Origin of the sequence: Vibrio sp. 10N.222.55.B11 (assembly GCF_041473705.1) — a bacterium.
GTDB classification, from domain to species: domain Bacteria; phylum Pseudomonadota; class Gammaproteobacteria; order Enterobacterales; family Vibrionaceae; genus Vibrio; species Vibrio crassostreae_C.
The window spans coordinates 156,165-177,481 of the sequence record NZ_JBFRST010000062.1; the positions used below are offsets into that span (position 1 = coordinate 156,165).

Below are 21,317 nucleotides of genomic sequence, written 5' to 3' on the forward strand. Positions count from 1 at the left end.
AAAAAACGCCCACATTAGCAATGTGGGCGTTTTATCGATTAACTTATCTGGTTGAGCTTACAACCGAGAAACAGTCTCTGGGAATTAGCCTTTGACGGATGAAGATTGGGTGCTGAGGACTAAACCTTAAATTGCTTAATCTTACCGTCGAGTTCTTGCGCGTTACTTTCCATAAGCTGAGAGGTCTCGAGCAGTTCACCAACCACCACAACTGAAGCTTCAACAAGCTCGCGTACATTGGTCAGGTTGACGCTCATCTCTTCAGCAACACTGCTCTGTTGGCCTGCAGCGGTCGCGATCTGGAAGTTCATATCATTGATTTGATTGACTTGGCTTACAATGCCGTCAAGCTCACTTCCCGCGTTAGTCACCAGATCAACACCTTCAGCCGCTTCAACAACACTCTTCTCCATCAGTTCTACCGCAGAGTTAGCGCTGCTTTGTAGATGACTGATCATGTCTTGAATCTCTACCGTCGCTTGCTGAGTGCGCTGTGCAAGGTTACGAACCTCATCAGCAACAACCGCAAAACCACGACCCGCTTCACCGGCACGTGCCGCTTCAATTGCAGCGTTCAATGCTAGTAGGTTTGTCTGTTCTGAAATGCCTTGGATAGTACCAACCACACTGCCAATTGAGTCAACGCGTTCTTCTACTTGGTTTACCGCTGCTGCAGATGCTGCGATATCTGAAGATAGCTCACTCATCTTAGACACTGATCCTTGAACGAACTTCTGACCAGTAAGAGCTTGGCCTGATGCCTGTTCAGTCAATGACGAAGCGCTTTGTGCATGCTCAGCGACAGTTTGCACCGTCGACGTCATCTCACTCATTGCTGTTGCCAACTGATCGATCTCGTTGAACTCTTCTTGAGCTGACTCTTTGGTTTCAGACATGCTGATGGTCATCACTTCCGTCAGAGCAAACAGCTCATCAGAAGAGGCCACCTGAGTTTTGATCATATCGTTCAGTTGAACGCGAGTTTTTTCGAGTTCACGTGCCACATCGCCGTATTCATCTTTACAGTCCATTTGAATCGGCACTGATAAGTTCTTGTCGGCCATGGTTTTAATGGCGTCATTAAGGTATTGAGTCTGACGCAGCATAACGCGCGCCGCTGCTAATAGAAGAACCACAAACACAATGATCATCAAGGCTGTTTGCCAAGCCACTTGAACTAGGTAAGTCTCGTAATGCTGCTGTGCCACTTGCGCATTGTTGGTTACAGCAAGCAATGAATCGTAAAACGTACTTGCGTCCCAAAGCTGCTTCGAAATGATCAAGATAGTGCTGAATATCATCAGCATGACCATTTTTGGAACGAGACGAACGTCAGAGATTATCCTTTCCCACGGCTTGAATGACAGTTTAGTCATTGTCAGTTCTCCATTAATTCTTATATATTGATGGCTTCTATATCCGCGAGGTGGCTATGTCAGCCAAAGTTCGCGATTTATTTTGAGCCTCGTATGAATGTTGAATAATACCAAAGACGCCACCAAGCCGATGAGCTTATTGTCACTGATTCTCTCTTTCTTAGCGTTATTTGTGATCTCAGGCTTATTGTTCGTACCGATCGATAAAGAATCGAAACAAGTCCTTATCGGCCTCGATTTTATAATCTGTAGTGTTTTTCTTTTTCAGCTCACAATTGATCTATTTAGATCACAAAACAAAAAAGAATTTCTAAAAGTACACTGGATCGATTTCTTAGCAAGTATCCCAATGATCGAGCCTCTTCGTTTCGCCCGTATTTTTCAAATTCTGCGAGTCATCTTAGTTCTGCGTTCAAGTAAACGTATTTTCAGAGAGTTATTTCGTAATAGGAAAGAGACCACTTTCGCTTCCATCATTCTGCTTTTGGTGATCTTACTGACTATCGGTGCTGGCACGATCCTGCTATTGGAACACAAAGATCCGAACGCCAACATCACTACAGGTCATGATGCTTTATGGTGGGCGTTTGTGACCATCAGTACTGTGGGTTATGGCGACCATTACCCAGTGACAACTTCCGGTCAGTTAGTGGCTTCAATGGTGATCATCTGTGGTGTCGGTGTGTTTGGTATGATTTCAGGCTTGATTACTTCTTTGATCACCTCCCCAACTCATCATGAGAATCTACGAGCGGAAAACAAAGAGAAACACCTTGAGAAGATCATCGAGCAGCAACAGAAAATCTTAGAGCGACTCGAAAAACTTGAGCAACAAACAAAAAAATAGGGCCGGAGCCCTATTTTCAAATTCATACTTCTATTGATACAGGTATCGAGTTTAGTCTTGCCAGTATGGCTCAACCTCAACACTGATTTGGCGTGTCTGTTCCATCGCATGCAGAATGGACACTTCTTGACGAGCCAACCAGCGCTCTAGCTGAACCTTCTCATCGCCTTCTAACTTCTCAGTTAACGGCTCTAATGTTTTAAGTGCCAGCAAATCATCAATACCTTGTACCATGTCAGCCCATGGCAAACGGAAGCTGTTACGCTCTTCATCGTCATACAAGCTCGCAAAACCCACACCAGAGTATAGATTGCGCATCAAACGGTATTGCTGATCAATATACGCTTGGCTAGTCATCACACGTTCAGGTGGGAAAGCTTCCATCAAGTCCGCCCATGTGCGATCAAGCTGCTTCACCGAAAACCATTCGATACCACTAGCCATTTGCTCACGTGCTTTTTCATCTAGGAAAGGCTGCCAACCACGAGACAGAATCCAACGGCTCAGGTCTAGCAATAAACCTGTGTAACGAGCCGAACTCAGCAAGGTAAGCAGCTCTTCACGATCTGGAAGTTGCTCTTGCATCTCTTTCAGCTCAGCCACTAAGAACTTACGCGCATCGAGTTTACGCAGCACATGGCCTTTATCTTCCAGCAAATCTTCGAAGTGGTCATAGCTTTTTAGCCACTCAAGCTCTTGCTCAAGCCACTTTAACTCTTGACGTAAAATCGCACTTGCTCGTCTTGGAACAATGCCGCCATAGATAGTGAAAGTTTGGCGAATAAAACTCAGCGAGTGACTGATCTCATGCAAAGCTTCAATCGATTGACGCTCTGTGAAAATCTGCTCGTGATAGTGCCAATGAGCGAGAGCATGCTCTAAAGATTGAATAAAACACGATTCAACGGTATCACTTTTGTCAGTATCAACTAAGGTCAAAGGAGTAACTTCATCTCCTTGATAACCTTGAGCAAGACGGTAACCCTTAGCTGCTTTACTTAGGTTACCCAAACGCATGCCACCTTGTTCGCAGAATTGGCGAGACAATGTAAATAGCGCATCCGTTTGACCGGATTTAAGTTCCAATTCGACTTCGCAAATCGGTTCTTGCAGGTCGCCTGATTCAACAAAGCCTTGATCGAATGCGACCTCGACTTGGCTACCATCAGGCATACCAATCAACCACTGCTCACGCGTGAAGTTGGTAGAGAACAGAGGAGTCAGCTCAGCTTGCAACGTTTCGATGTCTTTACCTGCTGGCCAGATATCCTCTGGGTGCAGGGCTAACTTAGGTTCGTTGCTGTCGTGTTCTGCATTGTATTCAGGCCTTTGATGCAGGCCAGCAACCACACGACCAGCAGTCTTTACGGTTTGTACAAATACGTCATCAAAGCGTCGAATGCGTAAGCCTGTATCGTGCTTACGTAGCCAGTTGTCAGCGGTGTCAAAGTAGATGTTACCTAGCTCACGACAACTGTGCTGAAGTACTTTAGTTTCAGCAATTTTATTGCGTAAAGTCTCTGAAAATTCAGGAGAAACAAAAAACTTCAGTTCTATCTCGGTTTCCATAGTTATACCTTTCTGTGAAGATAGGGACAGGATATTGCCAATTTGAAAAGTCGGCAAGTCAGAAATATCGCCCTTATGATGATCTAAAACAGTTTTAATGAGAGATTGATTAGGTTAACATGCGCGACTTTGTAGCCATCGCTTAACATTTCACCATGAATATGGTGTATGTTGTTTTAAGGTTATTATTTATTAGGTTGGATGACCATGCCAGTAAATACAATTATGGGGTTATTTGCAAAGTCCCCAATTAAACCTTTGCAGCGTCACGTAGTATGCGTGAACGAATGTTGTTCTCACCTAGTTAATTTCTTTGAAGTTTCTTCAAAAGGTGACTGGGAAAAAGCATCAGAAATTCGAGCTCAAATTTCTCACCTTGAGAAAGAAGCTGACGTACTAAAACGTGAAATTCGCCTTAAACTTCCTCGTGGTTTGTTTATGCCAGTTGATCGCACCGATATGTTGGAGCTATTAACGCAACAAGACAAACTCGCAAACCTAGCGAAAGACATTGCTGGCCGTGTATATGGTCGTCAACTTGTCATTCCTGCTCCTATGCAAGAAAACTTCATCGCTTACGTTAAACGTTGTCTAGATGCAGCGAACCAAGCACAAAACGTAATCAATGAATTAGACGAATTACTTGAGACTGGCTTTAAAGGCCGTGAAGTAACACTCGTTGCCGAAATGATTCATCAATTAGATGTAATTGAAGATGACACGGATGCGATGCAGATCGAACTACGCCAACAACTAATGGCAATTGAAGGCGATCTGAATCCAGTTGATATCATGTTCTTATACAAAATTCTTGAATGGGTTGGTGGTATTGCAGATCAAGCACAGCGTGTAGGCGCTCGTCTTGAAGTAATGCTTTCTCGATCTTAAATCATACGTTAACCATATAACGAAGAGCATTTTTTGAACAAACCACTTATGCGCTGAGTATTCCTCTCGCTGAGCGGTTTTTTGCGTCTAAATTTGTTCCGCTTGTTATCAAACAACTAGGTATTACGATGGATATCCTTGCTAACTACGGCACTGTCCTGATTATTGTTGCAGCAGCTTTCGGTTTCTTGATGGCTATTGGTATTGGTGCAAATGACGTTGCGAACGCAATGGGCACCTCAGTAGGCTCTAAAGCTTTAACCGTTAAACAAGCGATCATTATCGCAATGATCTTTGAATTCGCAGGTGCTTACCTTGCGGGCGGCGAAGTAACAGACACGATCCGTAAAGGTGTTATCGAAACGTCTCTATTCGCTCATCAACCAGATGTACTTGTGTACGGCATGATGTCAGCACTTCTTGCTGCGGGTACATGGCTACTTCTCGCTTCTTACATGGGCTGGCCGGTTTCTACGACTCACTCAATCATCGGTGCAATCATCGGCTTCGCTTGTGTGTCTGTAGGTACTGAAGCGGTAGACTGGAACAGTGTTCAAGGTATTGTGGGCAGTTGGATTATCACACCGGTTATTTCCGGTTTCTTCGCTTACGTCATATTTGTAAGTGCTCAACGACTGATTTTTGATACAGAGAACCCGCTATTTAACGCGAAACGCTTTGTACCGGTATACATGTTCATTACAACAATGGTAATTGCACTTGTAACCATCAAGAAAGGCCTTAAGCACGTTGGTCTTCACCTAAGCAACACTGAAGCATGGGTTTGGGCTGCTGGCGTTTCTGCGCTTGTAATGATCGGCGGTTACCTATACATCCAGAAGAAATTCGCTAACCGCGAAGAAGACCACGGCTTTGCAGGTGTTGAAGGCATCTTCTCTGTACTCATGGTTATCACAGCTTGTGCGATGGCATTTGCACACGGTTCAAACGACGTTGCGAACGCGATTGGTCCACTGTCTGCTGTTGTATCAACCGTTGAGCACATGGGTGAAATCACAGGTAAGAGTACTATCGCATGGTGGATTCTTCCTCTAGGTGGATTCGGTATCGTTGTTGGTCTTGCAACAATGGGTCATAAAGTAATGGCAACCGTTGGTACTGGTATTACAGAACTAACACCAAGCCGTGGCTTTGCTGCACAACTTGCAACTGCATGTACGGTTGTACTAGCTTCAGGTACTGGCCTTCCAATCTCTACTACACAAACACTCGTTGGTGCTGTTTTAGGTGTTGGTTTTGCTCGTGGTATCGCAGCACTAAACTTAGGCGTTGTACGTAATATCGTGGCTTCTTGGATTGTGACACTACCTGCAGGTGCTCTACTTGCTGTTGTGTTCTTCTACGGAATTCAAGCTGCGTTTACTATGTAATCGCGACTGCGTTAGTGAATACTAGCGTCAGAACAGTGTGAGCTTCAGTAACGATATGTAAATGCCATGTCATTATTGACTCAAACGCACAGAAAGGGAGGCTTTGCCTCCCTTCTTTGTTGCACCGCATAAAGAAACTAAATATTATTTGCTGATTGAGGCTGACTCATACGCCTACCCAATTTGAATCGTTAAGGGATTTACTGTGAAAAAACTGATTAGCTTAGTTTTGTTCGCAATGCTTGCGGCTCCAGCTGCCTTTGCACAAGACCGTTATATTGCTGACAAACTATTTACTTATATGCATTCTGGCCCAAACAACACATTCCGTATCATCGGTAGTGTTGATGCTGGTGAAAAGATTACATTCCTACAAACTAACAAGAGTACGGGTTACACCCAAATTCAAGACAACCGTGGCCGTAAAGGTTGGGTTGAAAGCAAGTTTGTAAGCACTCAAGAAAGCATGGCACTGCGTATGCCTAAGCTAGAGAAAGAGCTGACGGAAGTTAAAGGCAAGCTAGCGAATGCTCGTCAGAGTGCTGACAGCGAAAAAGCTGGCCTAGCAAGCTCTCTAGATTCTCGTAACAAGCAGATTGCTGAACTAGAACAGAACTACAGTGAAATTAGCCAACAGCTAACGAGTTCTCAAACAGAGAACCGTGAACTGCGCGCTAAGCTAGACACTCAAAAAGACGACCTACTATTGAAGTACTTCATGTACGGTGGTGGTGTTGCGGGTATTGGTCTACTTCTAGGCCTTGTTCTGCCACACATCATGCCTCGTCGCAGAAAATCACCAAACGGTTGGGCGTAGACTTAACGCTTGTATCAGGTACAGTAAATTCAGTATCGAATATCAAAAAGGAGCACCGAGGTGCTCCTTTTTATTTGTCTGTTATCTAAATACGTATAGAAATCGCTAACCTTTCCACTCGTACAGAGCCGGGATTTCTATCTTCTGCTGATTGAACTCTATGATCACTGATTGTGGCTTAATCTCTAGTAATTGAATGTCTTGTCCAATCCAATCTCCTTGCGCCACTTCTTGGCCGTTCACTTTTACCCAACGTTTGGTCTCGCTGCTCGAGTACATATGAGTTTGTAGGTCTAACTTAGGAAGGACTCCTGATAAGCTATTGGTGTGCGTTTCCAACTCAATGACCTGAGAACCCCTTTGCCCTGAGGGTCTAGAATCCATCGGCTCAGGAGCGCTTTGTTGCTCCCCCATAATGGATTCAAGCTTCAATGCCAAATCAGGTGGCAACTCACTGAGGTCTAGCCCTTGCAGCAGATCACTGTCCGATTGTAAGTCACTATTTGATTGCTGATCAGTGCTTGATTGCAGAGCAGTCGTTTCATCACTCGCGCCTGGCTGAACGGATGACGATTCAGAACTGGCTGTCATTTGAGTGTTGTTATCAGCATTAGCGAAGATCACTGCTGAGCCACCAGCGGTGTTTGCACGATTAGCGCCAGAATCAATCTGTGCATACATCTCTTGGCGTGGCAATGCTTTCAACGGTTGGCTCGCCGGTGCAGGGCGAACGGTGAACAAGGCATCTTCTTCCTCAGACACGGCATCCATGCTTGCTATATCAGCATCCGCAATTTCAGGCTCAATGTCTGATTCAGTTTTAAATTCTGGCAGAGCGACATTGGCAGCTTGGTTCACGGCTTCTTGTTGTTGGATATACGATTGATAAGCCAAGACGCCACCCACCAACAAAGAAGGAACCAAGATTAAGAGTAGCCCCATCGCTAACGATGAACCTCGCTTGTTGCTCATCCCTTTTGCAGAATTAGGAACATGATGATTCTGGTAGCCTTTGAAGCTTGGTTTGCTAAGAGAGTGCTGATTAATAGAAGATGGCTTGTGAGACGGCTGTTTAAGTTCGTGCATAATACGTGACATTAGCTTTCGCCCCCTTCTAGTGACATCAGCTTAGGCGAATCGAGTTGAGCTAATCTCTGCAATCTTGCTAAGGTGCGCTTACCTGCAATGCCATCAACAGACATACCTTGCCACGTTTGAAATGCTTCGATTTTCATTTTTAACTCATAATCAAATACATCACTACCGGAAACAACCTCTCCTAATACTTCAGAAAGCAGTAGATCAAGCAAAGCAACCGCTTCACCTTGATAGCCCTCTTTAAGGGTCTCTCGCAGCGGCTGCTTCCAAATAGCGACGTAATCGCCTTGCCAGATTTGCTCTAAGGATTGCTTCGGCATCACCAACAGCTTTTCATTAACCAGCAACTCGACAGAATCCTTAGACACGCCATACAGCACAGCAAACACTGGTTTTTGGTCTATGTCGAGATTAAGTACCACAGGAACACCAAGTTCTAACAAGGTATCCAAACTGGCCTGCTGCTGCTCACACACAAAAACACTTTGTGGCTCACTTAAGCACAATCCATCACGCAGTGAAGATTGATATCCCCACAGCGTATACAAGTCTTTGATAGCGAGAGAACGATTGGTCCCCTGCATCAAATGTTGTTGAATGTGTTGTGGCAATTCAAACTTGGCAGGTTTTGGCTCAGCAACCAACTTAGGAACATCTGATACCAAAGAACGCTGAGTACGTGCTAACACTTCCGTCTTTGCTTCATTTGATGCATCCGTAGGCAACCAAGCATTGATATAGCTTGGAGCGAAGTTAAAGGTCGCTATTGCAAGACCAACGCTTAACGTCGCAATCCCTGCGTATTGGAATAACTTAGGCGCGACACGAGAAGTTAGAGCTTTCTCGACGTGATACACATCGGCCTGAAAGGACATAACCTGCTGACACGCTCGGTTAACCGTTTCATTGCTCGGTAGCTGCTCACCGTCATGAAAAGCCAACTGCAGTGCTTTATCACACACCAAGTTAATGAGCCTTGGAATACCATGCGTATATTGAGCAATCAGCTTGATAGAACGGTTCGAAAACAACATCTGCTCGCCACCCGCCGTCTCCAAACGAAACGCGATGTACTTGCCCGTTTCTTCGGTATTAAGAGGCAGTAGGTGATAGCGACCTGTAATGCGCTGTGCTAGCTGACGTAGCTGCGTGGTTTGTAAGTGCTGTTGTAATTCCGGCTGGCCGACCAACAGTACTTTTAACAGCTTACGATTGTCGGTTTCCAAGTTTGTTAGAAGGCGTAACTGCTCCAACACATCGGCAGCGAGGTGTTGGGCTTCATCGATCACCAATAGGGTTTGAATGCCTTCGGCATGGCTATCAAGTAGAAAATAATGAATAGCCTGACTGAGCTGTTTCAACGATGCTTGTTCTGGGTACTCGACCTCAAACTCATCGCAGATAGCTTCTAGTAAATCCGTATTTGAAAACGTAGGGTTAAGTATAAGGCCAGCCTGAGTATGACTATCCAATGAAGACAACATCGCCTTAGCGACCGTTGTTTTCCCTGTACCAACCTCACCAGTAAGCATCGCAAAGCCCCCACCCTCGCCTAAACCGGCTTGTAGGTTCTGCATCGCTTCTTGATGGCGCTGACTCAAAAACAAGTAGCGAGAATTTGGTACAATCGAAAATGGCATCTCAACGAAGCCAAAATATTCCTTATACATGTGCTGCCCTATAATTACGATTAATGGAAAGTACCATTGCTTGCAGTAAAGTCCAGCAGTGATAAAACATTTCGAGGTGATAAGTTGCAAATTTACGATAGCCTACCAAAAGACAACGGGCTACAACGCTATCTAGTCGGTGGAGCAGTGCGCGATAAGCTGCTCAATATTGATAGTTATGATAGAGATTGGGTCGTGGTAGGGAGTACCCCTCAAGAGATGGAAAACCTTGGCTTTACTGCTGTGGGAAAAGATTTCCCGGTATTCTTGCACCCAAAAACCAAAGAAGAGCACGCACTGGCTCGCACTGAGAGAAAATCAGGCTCTGGTTACACAGGCTTCGAATGTTACTTCGCGCCAGACGTAAGTTTGGAAGAAGACCTGATGCGTCGAGATCTGACCATCAACGCTATAGCTCAAGATGATAAAGGCCAACTTCACGATCCTTATCATGGCCAGAAAGATCTCTCGGATCGTATTCTAAGGCACGTCTCGGACGCTTTTGTTGAAGATCCTCTTCGTGTGCTGCGTGTGGCTCGCTTCGCCGCCAAACTCCATCACCTCAACTTTACGGTTGCACCAGAAACCATGGTGATGATGAGCGAGATAGTTCAATCCGGTGAACTGGCACATCTCACTGCCGAACGAGTTTGGCAAGAGTGGCATAAATCCCTTAGTACTCCGCACCCTGAAGTATTCCTTTCGATACTTAAAGAGTGTGGTGCATTGGCTGTTGTGTTGCCTGAAATTGACGCGCTGTTTGGTGTACCTCAACCGGAAAAGTGGCACCCTGAGATCGACACGGGCATTCACACTCTGATGGTTGCTCAGCAAGCTGCGCGATTAAGCTCATCGTTACCCGTGCGTTTTGCCGCTCAAGTACATGATTTAGGTAAAGGCGTCACGCCAGAAAGCGAGTGGCCAAGCCACAAAATGCATTGCCATACAGGCTTAAAAATCATTAAGAAGCTGTGTGAAAGAGTCAGAGTGCCCAATGAATTCAGAGACCTTGCGTTGTTAGTGTGCGAGCAACATTCTAATATCCACCGCGCAGGCGAGCTCAAACCAACCACCTTTCTCAAGGTTCTCAACAAGTTCGATGTTTGGCGTAAGCCAGATAGGCTCGACGATATACTACTTTGCTGCCAGGCCGACCACGCAGGCCGAAAAGGATTAGAAGATCAGCCTTATCCTCAAAAAGCGCGCTTTGAAGTCGCCTACCAAGCGGCGCTTCAAGTCGAAGTAAAAGCGATCATTACCGATGGTTTTAAAGGCAAAGATATTCGAGAAGAACAAGAGAAACGCAGAGCCATCGCAATTGAAAACGCCCTATCAGAACTCGCTAGCAGTTAATCGTCGCCGCTCTACCTAAAACGTATAAAAAGCCCGCAGTTAAGCGGGCCTTTTGTTTCAATTCTTACAGCGAGACCGTTGCCTGTGTCTGTTACTGCATCATTAAGAAAGCAAACAGACCACAACCTAGAATCAGGCGGTAGATAACGAACGGTGTCATGCCCATACGAGAGATAAGCTTCAAGAAGAAGTGGATACAGATGTAAGCACTGATGAAAGACACCGCAACGCCCGTTAGCAAAGTGCCAACATGGATTGGATCACCGCTTGTCACCAACTTAAGACCTAAATAACCACCAGCCAGAGTGATGATTGGGATAGACATCAAGAAAGAGAATCGAGCCGCCGCTTCACGTGTGAAACCAAGGTAAAGCGCCGCGGTAATGGTTGCGCCAGAACGAGACGTGCCCGGAATGATCGCCATTGCTTGAGCAAGACCAATAAACAGCGCCTTTTTCCAACCCGCTTGGTATTCGTCATCGCGCAGGCTTGAGTTCTTGTCCACCCACCATAGCAATAGACCAAAGATAATCGTTGTCGTCGCGATCACCCACGCACTGCGTAAGTAAAGCTCAACAATATCTTTCATCAACAAGCCAAAGATACACGCAGGAATCGTCGCGAGAATGATCATCCACGCTAACTTCGCTTCTTTACTACGATCACCTTTAAACACTGAACCAAAGAATGCGCTCAACAGAGAGACCACTTCTTTACGGAAATAGATAACAACAGCTGCCAAAGTACCAACGTGGACAGCGACATCAAAAGCCAAACCTTGATCTTCCCAGCCTAAAACAGCTGAAGGAAGGATTAGGTGTGCAGAACTGGAAATAGGTAAAAACTCTGTAAAGCCTTGCACCAACGCCAATATAAACGCTTCAAAATAACTCATTACTTACCTTAAAAATTATAGTTTTATATCTACGACAGAGAGCGAGTCTAATTGCTGCATCTTCTGCCATATTTCACTGACGGTTCTTCCGTCTTGCGGGATCACTCGCGCAGGACAAAGATCATAAAGCGGCTGTGTTACAAAAGGATATTTGTAGATATCACTGCGTGGTAATTCTGGTTCACACTCAGAAACCTCCTCTCCAAACAGCACAATATCAAGATCGAGTTTTCGATCTTGTAGTTTGTGCGCATCTTGAGAGCGACCCCATTTAAACTCAATTTTACGCAGCTGCTGTGAAAATTCAGTCAATGAGAGTGACGTGTCGAGCTCTATCACAAAGTTATAAAACGGATGGCTATTAAAACCGACGGGCTCACAGTGATAGATTTTAGAGCATTTAAGGTTAGTCCCTAACGATTGAAGCTCTGTCCATGCCACCCTTGCATGCTTGTCGCGGTCTATGTTCGTGCCAACACCAACATAGGCTACTGTCATGCTTGACCTCGTTCGATGATCACACCAACGGCTTTTGCTTGTGGCACTGCGCCAGGTTTAGCCAATCGGATTTTAATCCACGGCACAGAGAACTGAGTCATAATAAGCTCTGCGACTTCTTCAGCAACACGTTCTACGAGTAGAAAACGGCCATTTGCAATGTGCTCAAGTACTGCAGTGCTCACTTTCGAATAATCCAAAGCATCAACCACATCATCACTCTTGCCTGCTGGGCGGTTGTCATGAGCCATTTCAATATCAAGCACCAGTTTCTGTTTGATCTCTTGCTCCCAATCGTAAACACCGATCGTTGTAATTACTTCTAGCTGCTCAATGAAAACTTTATCCAGTGCCATGACTTGTCCTTTTAGAGGTCGGATACCCAAATTGGGGAAAAAAACGTATTATTTGCGTAATTCGAGATATGATATCAATTACTCTTGGATTGAGCATTATTTTCCCATCGTTAGGCGTATAACCGTTAAAGGACAGACATGACCCCATTGGCACTTATCATGATCATTGCTGCCTACTTACTAGGTTCAATCTCTAGTGCGGTCTTGATATGCCGAGTTTTGAGGCTCCCAGATCCTCGAACAGTAGGTTCTAACAACCCAGGAGCAACCAATGTCCTGCGTGTTGGCGGTAAAGGCGCAGCAGCTGCCGTCCTTTTGTGTGACATGCTGAAAGGCACTATCCCTGTCTGGCTTGGCTACTACCTCAAGATCGACCCAATCATTCTTGGGGTTGTGGCAATTGCGGCGTGTCTTGGCCATATGTATCCGATCTTCTTCCACTTCAAAGGTGGTAAAGGCGTGGCAACCGCACTTGGCGCTATCGCCCCAATAGGATTCGATCTAACCGGAATGATCATGGCGACTTGGTTAGTGGTCGCGTTTTTGTTTCGTTACTCTTCTTTAGCGGCACTGGTTACTGTGCTACTTGCCCCTTTCTACGCTTGGTTAGTCAAACCTCAATACACATTGCCAGTAGCCATGCTGTGCTGTTTGATCGTGTTACGTCACCACCAGAATATCCGCCGCCTACTCGATGGCAGCGAACCAAAACTCGGACAAAAAAAATCGGCTTAAACTGTCACGTCTAAGCCGAACCATAATATTCAGTATTTAAAGCTTATAGCAGATGTTTATCTAAAAACGTCTTCAGCATTGTGTTCACAAACTCTGGTTGCTCTAACGAGCTAATATGACCTGCGCCAGGAATCACCACTAATTCACTGCCCGTAATGCAATCGTGCATTAAGTATGACTCAAGTACCGGACGTGGTTTATCTTCTTGTCCTACAGCAATCAAAACAGGCAGAGCAAAGTTCTCTACCGATTCAATCATATCGCGACGTCCAAACACCATTCGACCAATTCGTGCCACTTCTTCAGCGTTGTCACCCTCAAGAGCAGACAACTGCTGAGTAAACCCTTCCACTAAAGCTGGCGTGTTGGTTTGAGCATCATTAGCAAAGAACAGTGGAACAACCGCTTCAACAATTGGTTGAGGAACCATCTTAGTTTGAGTGATGGTATCTAACATGCTGAAGTACTTTGCGTGCGCAACTTCTGGCTCTAAACCCACAAAGGTATCCATTAATACCAATGACTGAATTCGCGCAGGTGCTAATTCGGCAAGCTCCGTTCCCCACATACCGCCAACCGATAAGCCAACCACTGAGAATTCTTCGATCTCTAAATGATCAAGCAGAGCCAAAACGTGCTGAGCGTAATCTTTCAAGTTACGCATCGAAGTGGGTGCTGCTTGAGATTCACCATGAGACCAAAGCTCTGGAACAATACAGCGATACTGAGTTTTTAACGCTTCGATCTGCGGCTTCCACATTGCACTATCCCAAAGGTAGCTGTGGCCGAGTACAACAACAGGGCCTTGACCTTCATCTAGGTACGCCATCGATTGATTGTCTACTGTGAACTTGTTCATTTTCTTCCCTAATCTCTATCAGCAATTATTTATCGACATACAGTCGGTAAGCTAGGATATAAAAACGGCCGCACAAGGCGACCGTTTATCGAAACACTATAGTCAATTACGCAATTGGCTCTAGCTGGTCAATAGGCCAACGCGGTGTGGCATGAACAGACAAATCAGCCGTTTCGCCATTCTTTAGGCGCTGCATGCCCGCATAAGCGATCATCGCACCATTATCTGTACAGAACTCAGTGCGTGGGTAGTACACCTCACCACCGACTTTCTTAGCAAGCGCCTCAAGCTCAACACGCAGTTGTTTGTTGGCACTTACACCGCCAGCAATCACTATACGTTTCATGCCCGTTTCAACCAAGGCTCGCTTACACTTGATTACTAAGGTTGCACAAACAGCTTCTTGGAATGCATAAGCGATATCAGCGCGAGTTTGGTCATCATTATCGTTATCGCGAATGGTATTCGCTGCGAACGTCTTCAAACCAGAAAAGCTCATATCTAGACCCGGACGATCGGTCATTGGACGCGGGAACTTAAAACGACCCGGAGTGCCTTTTTCCGCCAAACGAGATAACAGTGGACCACCAGGGTAATCTAAGCCCATCAGTTTCGCGGTTTTATCAAACGCTTCACCCGCTGCATCATCAATCGATTCACCAAGGATTCGGTATTCACCAATACCTTTCACTTCTACCATCATGGTATGGCCGCCAGAAACCAGCAGAGCCACAAATGGGAATGGTGGTGGGTTATCTTCTAGCATTGGCGCAAGAAGGTGACCTTCCATATGGTGAACAGGCACTGCAGGCACTCCCCACGCATAAGCAATACTGCGACCAATCGTTGCACCAACCAGCAGTGCACCCACTAAACCAGGGCCAGCCGTGTAAGCCACACCATCAATGTCTTTCGACGTTAGGTTCGCTTCAGCTAATGCCGCTTTAATAAGAGGAATTGTTTTTTTCACGTGGTCACGTGAAGCTAGCTCAGGTACCACACCACCGTAATCGGCGTGCAGCTTTACTTGGCTATATAATTGATGAGAAAGCAGCCCTTGCTCATCATCATAAATCGCGATTCCTGTTTCATCACAAGAGGTTTCAATACCAATAATGCGCATAATTTTCTCGGCACGCTTTCGTCTAAAATGGGAAATTAGCGCAATATTACCCTGCCTAAGCTCTTCAAACAAATATTGTACAGACTATAATCGACAAAGTGCTTTACAAAGCCACTGTGATCGGATTAAAATTCCGCACCATTTTTGATCAAGCTGGTTAATGGCCAAACGCGAATAGAGAGTTAGCTCGATGGGTAACTTCTCTGATTTGGTACTGAGTAGCCAGCGATAATGAATAACCCCTGAGGTGAAAGGCATATGCCAATAGTTAAAGTACGTGAAAACGAACCGTTCGACGTTGCACTACGTCGTTTCAAGCGCTCTTGTGAAAAAGCAGGTATCCTTTCTGAAGTTCGCCGTCGCGAGCACTACGAAAAGCCAACTACAGTTCGCAAACGCGCTAAAGCAGCAGCTCAAAAGCGTCACGCTAAGAAGCTAGCTCGCGAAAACGCACGTCGCGTTCGCCTGTACTAATAACTTAATCCATAAGGACTGAGTTATGGCTCTTATTGAACAACTCAAAGAAGAGCAAAAATTAGCGATGAAAGCCAAGGACAAACCGCGCCTTGGCACTATCCGCTTAGCTCTTTCAGCAATTAAGCAACGTGAAGTTGACGAACGGATCACTCAGAACGACGACGACATTCTTGCTGTATTAGTTAAAATGGTTAAGCAACGTCGCGATTCTGTTGCTCAATATGAATCAGCAAATCGTCAAGATCTTGCTGACGTGGAAAAAGCAGAAATTACGGTACTTGAAGGCTTTATGCCTCAACCGCTAAGTGATGAAGAAGTTATTGCACTACTTGATAGCGCAATCGCCGAAGCTCAACCAGCGGGCATGCAAGACATGGGTAAAGTAATGGCTATCTTGAAACCACAAATTCAAGGGCGTGCAGATATGGGTAAAGTTAGTGGTTTAGTTCGTTCTAAACTCGCTTAATCCCAAATCAAATTGCAACAAGCCGTGCAATCCTTCGGAACGCACGGCTTGTTTGTATCTGTAACCTATTCAAACTATTATTATCCACACTCTCAGTTAGTGCATTTTTCTAAGGTTTTATGGCAGGACACATCCCGCGTAGTTTCATTGATGATCTCCTAGCGCGTCTCGACATTGTCGACATAGTGGACGCACGCGTGAAACTTAAGAAAAAAGGCAAAAACTATGGTGCTTGTTGCCCATTCCACAACGAAAAGACCCCTTCTTTTAGCGTAAGCCAAGAAAAACAGTTTTATCACTGCTTTGGTTGTGGCGTACACGGTAATGCTATCGACTTCATTATGGAGTTCGAACGTCTCGATTTTGTTGAAGCGATTGAAGAGCTTGCCTCTTTCTTAGGCCTCGATGTTCCTAGAGAGCAACGTAGCGGCGAGATATCAACAGCACCAAGAGCCAACAGCGAACAAAAACGTAACCTCTACGATTTGATGGGCGGCATCAGTAATTTTTACCGCTCTCAACTGAAAATATCAGCCAACAAACCTGCGATTGATTACCTAAAGAATCGTGGCCTTTCGGGCGAGATCGTCCAGAAGTTTGGCATTGGTTATGTGGCCGATGAGTGGGACTTAGTTCGTAAGAACTTTGGCCAACAGAAAGAAGCCCAAGACATGCTCGTGACTGGCGGCATGCTAATTGAGAACGATAAAGGTAACCGATACGACCGATTCCGTGGACGCGTAATGTTCCCGATTCGCGATCGTCGTGGCCGTGTGATTGGTTTTGGTGGTCGTGTATTAGAAGACGGTACTCCAAAATATCTCAACTCACCAGAAACGCCTATCTTCCATAAAGGTAAAGAGCTTTACGGCCTTTATGAAGTGCTGCAAGCCTACCGTGAACCGCCGCAAATACTTGTGGTTGAAGGTTACATGGATGTCGTGGCATTAGCGCAATATGGTGTTGATTACTCAGTAGCATCACTGGGCACATCGACAACCGGTGACCACGTTCAAATGCTGTTCCGCCAAACCAGCACAGTGGTTTGTTGTTACGATGGTGACCGAGCAGGTAAAGAAGCCGCGTGGCGCGCACTAGAAAATGCCCTTGAGTACCTGAAAACCGGTAACACACTCAAGTTTCTATTCTTGCCCGACGGTGAAGACCCAGACAGCTATATAAGAGAACACGGCAAAGCCGCTTTCGAACAGCTTGTTCAAAATGCGACACCGCTTTCGACCTATTTGTTCGATAACCTGATTGAAATACACAAGTTAAACTTGGGAACAACCGAAGGGAAATCGGCACTGCGCGCACACGCTAGCGCATTGATTAACAAAATCCCTGACAGTTACTTCCAAGAGTTGCTCGAAAAATTGCTCGATGAGCGCACTGGATTTGATAACCAATTGAGGCGAGCGCGTGTTCATACACAGAACCCGATACCTCAACCGCATAAAGAGCTGAAACGCACTCCAATGCGTGAAGTTATCGCTTTGCTTATCCAAAATCCGAGCTATGCTGATATGGTACCGGATTTATCAAGTGTCAAAGGCTTACAGCTGCCTGGACTAAGTTTATTCGTCGAAGTACTTGATAAATGCCATGCGCATCCCCATATCAACACAGGCCAATTATTAGAGCATTGGCGACACAATAAACATGAGGCTCTTCTGTCTCGTCTCGCGAGCTGGGAAATCCCCCTCGACGAAGACAATCAAGAAGACATATTTTTAGACTCATTGGACAATATACTTGCCCAGTGCGTTGAAAAACAAATTGAAAACCTGCAGGCCAAAGCAAGAAGCGTCGGTTTATCAGCCGAAGAAAAAAGGGAGCTACTAGCTTTAATGCTAGATCTAAAAGCGTAACCCTGTTTGATTAGTCAGCATTTAATAAATTTGTTAACATAATTGGTTTGCATTTGAGAATGCAACGTCCTTCACCAGACCTGAAGTTGGATATCATCTATGGATCAAAATCCGCAGTCACAGCTTAAATTACTTGTTATTAAAGGCAAGGAACAAGGCTATCTGACCTACGCCGAAGTAAACGACCACCTACCTGCAGAAATCGTGGATTCTGAACAGGTAGAAGACATCATTCAAATGATTAACGACATGGGTATCAAGGTAGTTGAAACTGCACCTGATGCTGATGATCTAGCACTTAATGATGACGATGCCAATATAGATGAAGATGCAGCCGAAGCTGCAGCTGCTGCGCTTTCAAGCGTAGAAAGCGAGATTGGCCGTACTACTGACCCAGTTCGTATGTACATGCGTGAAATGGGTACGGTTGAACTACTGACTCGTGAAGGCGAAATCGACATTGCGAAACGTATTGAAGATGGTATCAATACAGTTCAACTATCGGTTGCTGAGTACCCAGGCACTATTCCATACATCTTGGAACAGTTTGACCGCGTACAAGCAGAAGAGATTCGCTTAACAGACCTAATCAATGGCTTTGTTGACCCAGACGACGATGGCACAGCTGCGCCAACGGCGACTCACATCGGTTCAGAACTTGCTGAAACTGATCTGGAAGACGAAGACAAAGAAGACGCTGAAGACGACGAGGAAGAGGAAGAAGAAGATACAGGTATCGATCCTGAGCTTGCTCTTGAGAAGTTCACAGCGCTTCGTACTAGCTACCAGAACCGTCAGCTAGCGATCAACGAGTACGGCCATGAAAGCCCGAAAGCAACGCTTGCAACGACAATGATGCAAGACGTATTCAAAGAGTTCCGTCTAACACCAAAACAGTTTGATTACCTAGTAAACGAACTGCGTAACTCTATGGATCGCGTACGTACTCAAGAACGTCTAATCATGCGTCAAACGGTTGAGTACGGCAAAATGCCGAAGAAATCTTTCATTGCTCTATTTACTGGTAACGAATCTAGCGAAGCATGGTTGGATGAAGTTCTTGCTTCAGACAAGCCATACGCAGAAAAGATTAAACGTAACGAGCACGACATCCGTCGCTCTATCCAAAAGCTGGATATGATCGAACGTGAAACGTCTCTTACTGTTCAAAGCATCAAAGATATCAGCCGTCGCATGTCTATCGGTGAAGCGAAAGCTCGTCGTGCGAAGAAAGAGATGGTTGAAGCGAACTTACGTCTAGTAATCTCGATTGCTAAGAAGTACACAAACCGTGGTCTACAATTCCTGGATCTAATCCAAGAAGGTAACATCGGTCTGATGAAAGCGGTAGATAAGTTTGAATACCGTCGTGGTTACAAGTTCTCTACTTACGCTACTTGGTGGATCCGTCAAGCAATCACTCGTTCGATTGCCGACCAAGCTCGTACTATCCGTATTCCGGTTCACATGATCGAAACGATCAACAAACTAAACCGTATCTCTCGTCAAATGCTACAAGAGATGGGTCGTGAACCACTTCCGGAAGAACTGGCTGAACGCATGCAAATGCCTGAAGACAAGATCCGTAAAGTACTGAAAATCGCTAAAGAGCCAATCTCAATGGAGACACCAATCGGTGACGACGAAGATTCGCACCTAGGTGATTTCATCGAGGATACAACGCTAGAACTACCTTTAGACTCTGCAACGGCAACCAGCCTACGCGGTGCAACTAAAGACGTTCTTGCTGGCCTAACACCTCGTGAAGCTAAAGTACTGCGTATGCGTTTCGGTATCGACATGAACACTGACCACACTCTTGAAGAAGTGGGCAAGCAGTTCGACGTAACTCGTGAACGTATCCGTCAGATCGAAGCAAAAGCACTGCGTAAACTTCGTCACCCAAGCCGCTCAGAAACTCTGCGTAGCTTCCTAGACGAGTAATCACACGCTTTAGTGTGGTTAGCTTTTAAGCATAAATAAGAAAAGGTGAGCGTTGGCTCACCTTTTTTTTATCTGTGTGATTTAAGTGGCTAAGATGTAAGCGGAATTGCCCCTTATAGTGTCTAGACACCATTGAACGCTTCCCCTATAATCTATGCCCTACGGCCCCTTAGCTCAGTGGTTAGAGCGCACGACTCATAATCGTTCGGTCCCCAGTTCAAATCTGGGAGGGGCCACCAAATTCCGATAAGGCTCATGAAGAAATTCATGGGCCTTTATCTTTTCTAGTCCTTTCCATATCCGGTCTTCAATTACTTCCTGTAAGCACGATTCCATTAGCGCCAGTGAAACACTCCATCTAATCACCGCAGAACCCGTAAATCTATCTCAGGCTGATATCAACCATCAGTAACCTCTCTCATCTGTACAACACGATTCTTCGCTAGATACATACCACTCAACACAAAAGTAGAGCCTCAGAAAAACTTCCCGACTAAACCAACAAAAATATAACCAACATCCTGTCCATTCGGTAATTTATATAGATATAAATGAGATACCTAAATGGAGTTCTAGCTGAGATCAGTCAGGAGACTCAGCACCGAAGATTAGAACCAGATGACTGTTGAACAATGATGACCAATTACCCTCAGTGGTAATTGGTCTGATATCTCTTAAGTGATTGAGGTTAGTCGTCAGCAGCAGTGAACCTCAGAGCTAGAAACGAAGGCTAATCACTGGACTGATATTCATACTGGAATCGGTAGTCTCAACGCTAGGAGTGGTTCTAGGGTGAATCTCGTATGCGTTAGGGGGAGAAGTTGGGTTGAGGGAATGGGTTAGTGGAATCAGATGGAAATCTAGCGTGGCTATCCCGTCGACGACGACGGCAAACTGGACAGAAAACCTAAATAGGAAGTTTAAATAGGGTTGGTGTCCACTCATTGGTTCTAAAATCAGGTTGAAAGACCGGACTAGGACCGGACCGACGACGCCGTCAACGAAACCTAGGGAAAGTAATTACTGAAGAAATCAGGTAGAACAAGGGCTAGAGAGAGATTACAGGGTCAGTCTAGAGAGACCG

At 45.4% G+C, this 21,317-nt stretch carries 19 protein-coding genes and 1 tRNA gene; 11 read left to right on the forward strand and 9 right to left on the reverse strand.

The genetic code is table 11. From position 1 onward, the window contains the following. Positions 1 to 119: 119 nt before the first annotated feature. On the reverse strand, positions 120 to 1,376 hold the full coding sequence (locus AB4503_RS21325) for a methyl-accepting chemotaxis protein (RefSeq protein WP_048658011.1): 1,257 nt from the start codon (positions 1,374 to 1,376) through the stop codon (positions 120 to 122). Between the two features lie 97 nt (positions 1,377 to 1,473). On the opposite strand from AB4503_RS21325, the gene AB4503_RS21330 reads away from it, so the two are divergent. Next, positions 1,474 to 2,223 (forward strand): ion transporter, encoded by a 750-nt coding sequence (locus AB4503_RS21330; RefSeq protein WP_017061420.1) that lies wholly within the window; start codon positions 1,474 to 1,476, stop codon positions 2,221 to 2,223. Between the two features lie 51 nt (positions 2,224 to 2,274). Here the strand turns inward: AB4503_RS21330 and AB4503_RS21335 are convergent, their stop codons facing one another. Continuing rightward, a complete protein-coding gene (locus AB4503_RS21335) occupies positions 2,275 to 3,792 on the reverse strand; it encodes an inorganic triphosphatase (protein WP_017062915.1) in 1,518 nt (505 codons plus the stop codon). Positions 3,793 to 3,999: 207 nt separating this feature from the next. Here AB4503_RS21335 and AB4503_RS21340 point away from each other — a divergent pair, with 207 nt between their 5' ends. The 3 genes from AB4503_RS21340 to AB4503_RS21350 all read left to right on the forward strand — a co-directional run bounded on the left by AB4503_RS21340 (position 4,000) and on the right by AB4503_RS21350 (position 6,888). Beyond that, positions 4,000 to 4,680, forward strand: coding sequence for a TIGR00153 family protein (locus tag AB4503_RS21340; protein WP_010434644.1), 681 nt, complete (start codon positions 4,000 to 4,002; stop codon positions 4,678 to 4,680). 128 nt (positions 4,681 to 4,808) lie between these two features. Further along, positions 4,809 to 6,071, forward strand: coding sequence for an inorganic phosphate transporter (locus AB4503_RS21345; protein WP_017062916.1), 1,263 nt, complete (start codon positions 4,809 to 4,811; stop codon positions 6,069 to 6,071). 205 nt (positions 6,072 to 6,276) lie between these two features. After that, positions 6,277 to 6,888, forward strand: coding sequence for a TIGR04211 family SH3 domain-containing protein (locus AB4503_RS21350; protein WP_017062917.1), 612 nt, complete (start codon positions 6,277 to 6,279; stop codon positions 6,886 to 6,888). Between the two features lie 105 nt (positions 6,889 to 6,993). Here AB4503_RS21350 and AB4503_RS21355 read toward each other — a convergent pair whose 3' ends face one another. Both AB4503_RS21355 and AB4503_RS21360 read right to left on the reverse strand, forming a co-directional pair. After that, complete coding sequence (locus AB4503_RS21355) at positions 6,994 to 7,986, reverse strand: general secretion pathway protein GspB (protein ID WP_017061416.1); 993 nt, start codon at positions 7,984 to 7,986, stop codon at positions 6,994 to 6,996. Beyond that, a complete protein-coding gene (locus AB4503_RS21360; protein WP_229647471.1) occupies positions 7,986 to 9,656 on the reverse strand; it encodes an ExeA family protein in 1,671 nt (556 codons plus the stop codon). The genes AB4503_RS21355 and AB4503_RS21360 overlap by 1 nt, the downstream gene beginning before the upstream one ends. Positions 9,657 to 9,692: 36 nt before the next feature. Between AB4503_RS21360 and AB4503_RS21365 the strand changes: the two genes are divergently transcribed. Next, a complete protein-coding gene (locus tag AB4503_RS21365) occupies positions 9,693 to 11,009 on the forward strand; it encodes a multifunctional CCA addition/repair protein (protein ID WP_372102382.1) in 1,317 nt (438 codons plus the stop codon). Between the two features lie 91 nt (positions 11,010 to 11,100). On the opposite strand, the gene AB4503_RS21370 is transcribed toward AB4503_RS21365, so the two are convergent. The 3 genes from AB4503_RS21370 to folB are packed head-to-tail and all read right to left on the reverse strand — an operon-like array spanning position 11,101 to position 12,758. Beyond that, positions 11,101 to 11,904, reverse strand: a complete 804-nt coding sequence (locus AB4503_RS21370; protein ID WP_010434624.1) for an undecaprenyl-diphosphate phosphatase — start codon at positions 11,902 to 11,904, stop codon at positions 11,101 to 11,103. Between the two features lie 15 nt (positions 11,905 to 11,919). Next, the gene (folK, locus tag AB4503_RS21375) at positions 11,920 to 12,402 is read right to left on the reverse strand and encodes a 2-amino-4-hydroxy-6-hydroxymethyldihydropteridine diphosphokinase (RefSeq protein ID WP_017062921.1); all 483 of its coding nucleotides are present in this window, start codon (positions 12,400 to 12,402) and stop codon (positions 11,920 to 11,922) included. After that, complete coding sequence (gene folB / locus AB4503_RS21380; protein WP_017061412.1) at positions 12,399 to 12,758, reverse strand: dihydroneopterin aldolase; 360 nt, start codon at positions 12,756 to 12,758, stop codon at positions 12,399 to 12,401. The genes folK and folB overlap by 4 nt, the downstream gene beginning before the upstream one ends. 138 nt (positions 12,759 to 12,896) lie before the next feature. On the opposite strand from folB, the gene plsY reads away from it, so the two are divergent. Next, positions 12,897 to 13,493: a glycerol-3-phosphate 1-O-acyltransferase PlsY gene (plsY, locus tag AB4503_RS21385; protein WP_009847793.1), complete on the forward strand. Its 597-nt coding sequence runs from the start codon at positions 12,897 to 12,899 to the stop codon at positions 13,491 to 13,493. Positions 13,494 to 13,536: 43 nt separating this feature from the next. Here plsY and AB4503_RS21390 read toward each other — a convergent pair whose 3' ends face one another. Both AB4503_RS21390 and tsaD read right to left on the reverse strand, forming a co-directional pair. After that, a complete protein-coding gene (locus AB4503_RS21390; RefSeq protein WP_372115700.1) occupies positions 13,537 to 14,352 on the reverse strand; it encodes an alpha/beta fold hydrolase in 816 nt (271 codons plus the stop codon). Between the two features lie 106 nt (positions 14,353 to 14,458). Then, entirely contained in the window at positions 14,459 to 15,475 is a 1,017-nt protein-coding gene (gene tsaD / locus AB4503_RS21395; RefSeq protein WP_017061410.1) for a tRNA (adenosine(37)-N6)-threonylcarbamoyltransferase complex transferase subunit TsaD, read from the reverse strand. Between the two features lie 258 nt (positions 15,476 to 15,733). Between tsaD and rpsU the strand changes: the two genes are divergently transcribed. The 5 genes from rpsU to AB4503_RS21420 all read left to right on the forward strand — a co-directional run bounded on the left by rpsU (position 15,734) and on the right by AB4503_RS21420 (position 20,472). After that, a complete protein-coding gene (gene rpsU, locus AB4503_RS21400; protein WP_004396009.1) occupies positions 15,734 to 15,949 on the forward strand; it encodes a 30S ribosomal protein S21 in 216 nt (71 codons plus the stop codon). A gap of 25 nt (positions 15,950 to 15,974) precedes the next feature. Then, positions 15,975 to 16,418, forward strand: coding sequence for a GatB/YqeY domain-containing protein (locus tag AB4503_RS21405; RefSeq protein WP_372115701.1), 444 nt, complete (start codon positions 15,975 to 15,977; stop codon positions 16,416 to 16,418). Positions 16,419 to 16,537: 119 nt separating this feature from the next. Continuing rightward, the gene (dnaG, locus tag AB4503_RS21410) at positions 16,538 to 18,289 is read left to right on the forward strand and encodes a DNA primase (protein WP_372054842.1); all 1,752 of its coding nucleotides are present in this window, start codon (positions 16,538 to 16,540) and stop codon (positions 18,287 to 18,289) included. Positions 18,290 to 18,388: 99 nt separating this feature from the next. Next, entirely contained in the window at positions 18,389 to 20,233 is a 1,845-nt protein-coding gene (gene rpoD / locus AB4503_RS21415) for an RNA polymerase sigma factor RpoD (protein WP_017061407.1), read from the forward strand. 163 nt (positions 20,234 to 20,396) lie between these two features. Next, positions 20,397 to 20,472: transfer RNA gene (locus tag AB4503_RS21420), tRNA-Ile, on the forward strand. The last annotated feature ends 845 nt before the right edge of the window (positions 20,473 to 21,317 follow it).

Bases quoted from the DNA above. Each gene is read 5' to 3' on its own strand.
- AB4503_RS21340 (WP_010434644.1), top strand. From the start codon at position 4,000: ATGCCAGTAAATACAATTATGGGGTTATTTGCAAAGTCCCCAATTAAA.
- AB4503_RS21390 (WP_372115700.1), bottom strand. From the start codon at position 14,352: ATGAACAAGTTCACAGTAGACAATCAATCGATGGCGTACCTAGATGAA.
- AB4503_RS21325 (WP_048658011.1), bottom strand. From the start codon at position 1,376: ATGACTAAACTGTCATTCAAGCCGTGGGAAAGGATAATCTCTGACGTT.
- AB4503_RS21330 (WP_017061420.1), top strand. From the start codon at position 1,474: ATGTTGAATAATACCAAAGACGCCACCAAGCCGATGAGCTTATTGTCA.
- folB (WP_017061412.1), bottom strand. From the start codon at position 12,758: ATGGCACTGGATAAAGTTTTCATTGAGCAGCTAGAAGTAATTACAACG.
- AB4503_RS21345 (WP_017062916.1), top strand. From the start codon at position 4,809: ATGGATATCCTTGCTAACTACGGCACTGTCCTGATTATTGTTGCAGCA.
- AB4503_RS21405 (WP_372115701.1), top strand. From the start codon at position 15,975: ATGGCTCTTATTGAACAACTCAAAGAAGAGCAAAAATTAGCGATGAAA.
- rpsU (WP_004396009.1), top strand. From the start codon at position 15,734: ATGCCAATAGTTAAAGTACGTGAAAACGAACCGTTCGACGTTGCACTA.
- AB4503_RS21370 (WP_010434624.1), bottom strand. From the start codon at position 11,904: ATGAGTTATTTTGAAGCGTTTATATTGGCGTTGGTGCAAGGCTTTACA.
- AB4503_RS21335 (WP_017062915.1), bottom strand. From the start codon at position 3,792: ATGGAAACCGAGATAGAACTGAAGTTTTTTGTTTCTCCTGAATTTTCA.
- tsaD (WP_017061410.1), bottom strand. From the start codon at position 15,475: ATGCGCATTATTGGTATTGAAACCTCTTGTGATGAAACAGGAATCGCG.
- plsY (WP_009847793.1), top strand. From the start codon at position 12,897: ATGACCCCATTGGCACTTATCATGATCATTGCTGCCTACTTACTAGGT.
- AB4503_RS21355 (WP_017061416.1), bottom strand. From the start codon at position 7,986: ATGTCACGTATTATGCACGAACTTAAACAGCCGTCTCACAAGCCATCT.
- rpoD (WP_017061407.1), top strand. From the start codon at position 18,389: ATGGATCAAAATCCGCAGTCACAGCTTAAATTACTTGTTATTAAAGGC.
- folK (WP_017062921.1), bottom strand. From the start codon at position 12,402: ATGACAGTAGCCTATGTTGGTGTTGGCACGAACATAGACCGCGACAAG.
- dnaG (WP_372054842.1), top strand. From the start codon at position 16,538: ATGGCAGGACACATCCCGCGTAGTTTCATTGATGATCTCCTAGCGCGT.
- AB4503_RS21360 (WP_229647471.1), bottom strand. From the start codon at position 9,656: ATGTATAAGGAATATTTTGGCTTCGTTGAGATGCCATTTTCGATTGTA.